This window comes from Propioniciclava sp., assembly GCF_029977985.1.
Lineage (GTDB): Bacteria > Actinomycetota > Actinomycetes > Propionibacteriales > Propionibacteriaceae > Propioniciclava.
This window is the reverse complement of sequence record NZ_JARKOT010000133.1, coordinates 1-5,754: the sequence shown is the minus strand read 5'-3', so window position 1 is coordinate 5,754 and position 5,754 is coordinate 1. Positions and strand designations below refer to the sequence as shown.

Below are 5,754 nucleotides of genomic sequence, written 5' to 3'. Positions count from 1 at the left end.
GCCGCTGAGCGAGCCGAGGTAGTCCACCTCGTCGGCGTCGAAACCCGGGTCACCCTCCAGCCGGAACAGGGCCACCCCGCCCCAGGCCCGCCCGCGCTCGTCCACGCACAGCGTCCGCAGCTCGTCGGAGAACCGGAAGTGCGGCCGCATGAACTCCTCGACCCGAACCGAGCCCGCGGGGTCACCCAGCGTGCCGGCCCGCACGCCCGCAGCGGTGACCCCGCGTGCGGCCATCTGCAGGTAACTCGTCGGATCGCTGCGCCCGTACTCGATCAGTCCCCACTCGTGGTCGTGCCCGTCCACGGCCGCGAGGCCGCCGACCTTGAGGTGGCCGGTGAGCAGCCCGGTGCTGGGGTCCATGGTGCCCACGCAGACCGAGTCGAACGGCACGGCGCGCTCCAGCGAGGCCATCGCCTCGTGCACGAAGACGGGCAGCGACAGGCCCGCGCGAGCCAGCACCTCCACGTCCCTGCGCACGCGCTCAGCGGCCAGCGCCCTCCCCATGGTCGCCAGTGTGCTCCCGCAGGAGGCTGCGCCGACATCCCACAAAGCTGGGAAGTCATACCACCCCGGGTTCGCGGGAGGGCGGACTCCCCACCCGCCGGGGATGGCCCCCGCCCCGTCCGGACGGGCAGATTCGAGGCACCCTACGAAGGAGAGCGAAGTGATCGAATCCACCATGGCTCCTCCCGGCCCCGCCGCCGAATCGCTGCGCGGGCTGCTGGACGGACGCGTCTTCCTGCCCGGAGACCCCGGCTACGACGCCGCCCGTACCCCATGGAACGTCGCGGTCGACCAGCGGCCGGCGGCGGTCGCCGTGCCGACCAGCGTCGACGACGTGGTCGCGATCGTGCGATCCGCCACGGCGGCGGGCCTGCGGATCGTGCCGCAGAGTTCCGGCCACAACGCCGGCCCGCTGTCCGGTCGCCTGGCCGACGCCGTGCTGCTGCGCCTGTCGGACTTCACCGGGGTCTCGATCGACCGCGACCGGCAGGTCGCCCGGATCGTCGGCGGCACGCTGTGGGACCAGGTCGTGGCTGCCGCGGCGGCCTCCGGCCTGGCTGCGATGCACGGCAGCTCCCCGGACGTGGCGGCCGCCGGGTACTGCCTCGGCGGCGGGCTGTCCTGGTACGCCCGCAGCGAAGGGCTGGCCTGCAACCACCTGGTTGCGGCCGAGGTCGTGCTGGCCGACGGCAGCCTGGTGCGCGCCGACGCCGAGCACCACCCGGACCTGTTCTGGGCCCTGCGCGGCGGCGGAGGCAGTTTCGGCGTGGTCACCGCGCTGGAGATCCGGCTGCTTCCGGTGCCGGACGCCTACGCCGGCATGCTGGTCTGGGACGCGGCCCAGGCGACGGAGGTCTGCCGGGCCTGGGCGGGCTGGACGCACGGGCTGGCCGAAGAGGTCACCACGTCACTGCGCCTGCTCAGCGTCCCGCCGCTGCCGGAGGTGCCGGAGTTCATCCGCGGGCGCCAGCTGGCCGTGGTCGACGGGGCTGTGCTGGCCGGGAACGACCGCGCCGCCGAGCTCCTCGCGCCGCTGCGGGCGCTGGAGCCGGAGATCGACACGTTCGGACGTGTCCCCGCGGCCGCGCTCGCCCGGATCCACCTCGATCCGGAGGGACCGACGCCGTCGGTATCCGACCACCTGCTGCTGGACGACTTCGACGCCGACGCCGCGGACGCGCTCGTGGCCGCAGCGGGTGCAGAATCCGGCACGACGCTGCTCAGCGCGGAGATCCGCCACCTCGGCGGCGCGCTGGGCCGCCCGGCGTCCGATGGTGGCGCCCTCGACCAGCTTCCGGCCGGCTACGCCGGGTTCTTCGTCGCCGTCGCCGCCACGCCGGGGCTCGCCGCCCAGGGCCTGGTCGACGCCGCCTCGGCGGTGACCGCCCTGCGGCCCTGGTCGAGCGGACGCCGGTTCGCCAACTTCACCGAGGACGCCGTCGATCCGGGGTCCCTGTTCGGCCCTGCGACCCTGGCCCGGCTGCGGGCCGTTCGGCGGCAGGTCGATCCGTCCGGGGTGTTCGTGGCCAACCACGACCTCGGCTCAGAGGACTGAACCCGGCGTGTAGGCCGCCCCGTCCGGGTACTGCGCGGCGAGTCCGGCCACCCGGGTGGCGATCGCGTCCACCTGGTCGCGGGCGGAGCCGGTGAGTTCGAGGGGGTCGACCACGACCGCGGCGAGCTGCTCGCGGGTCAGGCCCAGGCGGGAGTCCGCGGCCAGCCGGTCGTACAGGTCGTTGGTCGCCGCGCCCGAGAGCATCGCCAGGGCGACGGCGACCGCGTGCTCCTTGATCGCCTCGTGCGCAGCCTCCCGTCCCACCCCGGCCCGGACCGCGGCCATCAGCACCTTGGTCGTGGTAAGGAACGGCAGGTACCGCTGCAGCTCGGCCTCGATCACCGCGGGGAAGGCGCCGAACTCGTCCAGCACCGTGAGGAAGGTCTCGAACATGCCGTCGAGCGCGTAGCAGGCGTCCGGCAGTGCCACCCGGCGGACGACCGAGCAGGCGACATCGCCCTCGTTCCACTGGTTGCCGGCCAGCTCGCCGGCCATGGACGCGTACCCGCGCAGCACCACCATCAGGCCGTTCACCCGCTCGCAGGAGCGCGTGTTCATCTTGTGCGGCATCGCCGACGACCCGACCTGGCCCTCTTTGAAACCCTCCGTGACCAACTCCTGCCCGGCCATCAGCCGGATCGTCGTCGCCAGGCTGGACGGCCCGGCCGCCACCTGCACCAGCGCGGTGAGCACGTCGTAGTCGAGCGATCGCGGGTACACCTGGCCGGTCGCGGTGAACACGCCGCCGAAGCCGAGGTGGCCGGCGACCTTCTGCTCGAGCTCGGCGAGCTTCGCCGCGTCCCCGCCGAGCAGGTCGAGCATGTCCTGGGCGGTGCCCATCGGGCCCTTCACGCCGCGCGCCGGGTAGCGCCGGACCAGCTCGTCCACCCGGTCGAAGGCGACCAGCAGTTCGTCCGCGGCCGAGGCGAACCGCTTGCCCAGGGTGGTGGTCTGCGCGGCGACGTTGTGCGACCGTCCGGCCATCGGCAGGTCGCGGTACTGCACGGCCAGCCGCGCGAGGTTCACCAGCACGGTGACGATCCGCTCCCGGACGAGTTCCAGGGACGACAGCAGTTGCCGCTGCTCGATGTTCTCGGTGAGGTCGCGGCTGGTCATGCCCTTGTGCACGTGCTCGTGCCCGGCGAGGGCGTTGAACTCCTCGATCCGGGCCTTCACGTCGTGCCGGGTGACCCGCTCGCGTGCGTCGATGGAGGCGAGGTCCACCTGCCCGACCACCCGCTCGTAGTCGGCGATCACCCGCTCCGGGTCGTCCCCGCCGAAGTCGACGCCGAGTTCGGCCTGCGCCCGCAGCACCGCCAGCCACAGCTTCCGCTCGGCGACGATCTTCGCCTCCGGCGACCAGATCTCGCGCATCGCCGCCGACGCGTACCGCGTGGCCAGGACATCGGGAATCATCCCTCCACCTCCGAGTTGTCAGAATTTGTGCCGCCCACGACCGGCTGAGGTTCTGACAATTCGGCGGGGGGAGCGGGGGGGCGGGAGGCAGCCAGGGCGATGTCGGAGCGGGAGAAGCCACCGGGGAGCGAGATCCGGGCGACCTTGGCGTAGGCGGCGTCGCGGGCCTCGGCGAGGGTGTCGCCGGTACCCACGACGGTGAGGACGCGGCCGCCCGCGCTGACCAGGTGGCCGGACGCGTCCAGTGCGGTGCCGGCGTGGAACACCCCCGGCTGGTCGGCTCCGGTGATCGGGTCGCCCTTGCGCGGCGCCTCCGGGTAGCCCTCGGCGGCCACCACCACGCCCACGGCGGCCCCGCTGCCCCACTCCAGCGGCGGGTGGCCGGCCAGCCGGCCCGTGGCCGCAGCCAGCAGCACCTCGTACAAGGGGGTCTGCAGCCGGGTCAGCAGCGGCTGGGTCTCCGGGTCGCCGAAGCGGCAGTTGAACTCGACCACCCGCAGGCCGCGCGAGGTGAGCGCCAGCCCGGCATAGACCAGGCCGACGAACGGGGTGCCGCGGCGGCGCAGCTCGTCCACCGTCGGCTGGATCACCGTCCGGACGACCTCGTCGGTCAGCCCGGCCGGCGCCCACGGCAACGGCGTGTAGGCACCCATGCCGCCGGTGTTGGGGCCCGCGTCGCCGTCGCCGACCCGCTTGAAGTCCTGCGCCGGCTCGAACGGCAGCACGTGCTCGCCGTCGCTCAGCGCGAACAGGCTCACCTCCGGCCCGTCCAGGTACTCCTCGACGATCACCCGGTGGCAGCTCGCCGCGTGCCGGATCGCCGCGTCGCGGTCATCGGTGACGATCACGCCCTTGCCCGCGGCCAGGCCGTCGTCCTTCACCACGTAGGGCGGCCCGAACTCGTCCAGCGCGGCCAGCACCTCGCCCATGTCCAGGCAGAGCCGGGCGTCCGCGGTGGGCACGCCGGCGGACTCCATGATCTCCTTGGCGAACGCCTTGCTGCCCTCCAGCCGCGCCGCCCCCGCAGAAGGCCCGAACACCGGGATCCCCCGCGCGCGCACGTCGTCCGCGACCCCGAGCACCAGCGGCGCCTCCGGCCCGACCACGACCAGGTCGGCGGCCAGTTCCACCGCCAGCGCGGCCACCGCCTCGCCGTCCAGCGGGTCCACGGGGTGGTTGGTGCCGACCGCGGCGGTGCCGGGGTTGCCGGGCGCGATGTGGACGACCACCTGCGGGTCGCGGGCCAGCGCCCACGCCAGCGCGTGCTCGCGGCCTCCGGATCCGATCACCAACACCGTCTGCGTCACGCCGGAATCCTACCGACGCCCCACCCCGTCCCTGGATCGTGACCAGAGCGTAATAGTAAAGACTGTTTATAGATAGATCCTTTCCAGTACTGTCGGAGCATCCGCATCGCTGCGGCCACCTTCGAGCGAGGAGTCGAAGACGTGAAGAAGATCCCCAGAGCACTTGCCGGCGCAGCCGTGGCCCTCTCGGTCGCCCTCACCGGATGCACCTCACCCGCACCCGCCCCGCAGGACACATCGTCCGGCGGCACCCCGGTCAAGGCGCCCGTCCTGCGGGTGTGGTCCGGCAACTCCACCCCGATCACCGTCGACTTCAACCCGTTCCACGTCGACACCGCCATGCACGCCACCTTCGGCGCGATCTACGAGCCGCTGTTCTTCTTCAACGAGCTGTCCGCGGCCGCTCCGACCGGCCTGATCGGCGACAGCTACACCTACAGCGCGGACGGGAAGACGATCACCATCAAGATCAAGTCCGGCCTGAAGTGGAACGACGGCCAGCCGCTGACCGCCGAGGACGTCGTGTTCACCTTCGGCTACGGCTCGAACAAGTCCGAGCACCTGACCTCCGCCACGGCCTCCGACGACACCACCGTCGTGCTCGCCTACGACGAGCCCCAGTTCACCTCGGCGCCCCTGCTGCTCGGGAACAGCTGGATCGTGCCGAAGCACGTCTGGTCGTCCATCGACAAGTGGATGGACGAGACCAACCCCAAGCCGGTCGGCTCCGGCCCGTACCAGGTGAAGACCACCTCGGACGCGTCCTACTCCATCGAGGGCAACGCCAACTTCCGCGACGGCGTCCCGGCGATCAACGAGGTGCAGTACGTCGGCCTGGACTCCAACCAGTCCGGCGAGGACATGATCAAGACCGGCCAGCTGGACTGGATCGGCCAGTTCATCGCCAACCCCGACCCGATCACCGCCAGCGGCGACGTCGCCACGATGAACAACCAGCTCGACCCGACCGTG

Annotated in this window: 4 protein-coding genes and 1 pseudogene; 2 read left to right on the top strand and 3 right to left on the bottom strand. The window is 72.3% G+C overall.

Features of this window, described 5'->3' with window-relative positions; translation table 11 throughout:
• A pseudogene (locus tag Q1K57_RS08380) lies at nt 1-504 on the bottom strand (LuxR family transcriptional regulator); the annotation flags it as partial.
• Between the two features lie 160 nt (nt 505-664).
• On the opposite strand from Q1K57_RS08380, the gene Q1K57_RS08375 reads away from it, so the two are divergent.
• Nucleotides 665-2,059, top strand: coding sequence for an FAD-binding oxidoreductase (locus Q1K57_RS08375; protein WP_300080900.1), 1,395 nt, complete (start codon nt 665-667; stop codon nt 2,057-2,059).
• Here the strand turns inward: Q1K57_RS08375 and purB are convergent.
• Nucleotides 2,048-3,475, bottom strand: a complete 1,428-nt coding sequence (gene purB, locus Q1K57_RS08370; protein WP_300080897.1) for an adenylosuccinate lyase — start codon at nt 3,473-3,475, stop codon at nt 2,048-2,050. The genes Q1K57_RS08375 and purB overlap by 12 nt on opposite strands.
• Nucleotides 3,472-4,782 (bottom strand): phosphoribosylamine--glycine ligase, encoded by a 1,311-nt coding sequence (purD, locus tag Q1K57_RS08365; protein ID WP_300080894.1) that lies wholly within the window; start codon nt 4,780-4,782, stop codon nt 3,472-3,474. Before purD ends, purB begins: the two co-directional genes overlap by 4 nt.
• Before the next feature lie 141 nt (nt 4,783-4,923).
• Here purD and Q1K57_RS08360 point away from each other — a divergent pair.
• On the top strand, nt 4,924-5,754 hold an 831-nt coding region (locus tag Q1K57_RS08360; protein ID WP_300080891.1), incomplete at its 3' end, for an ABC transporter substrate-binding protein.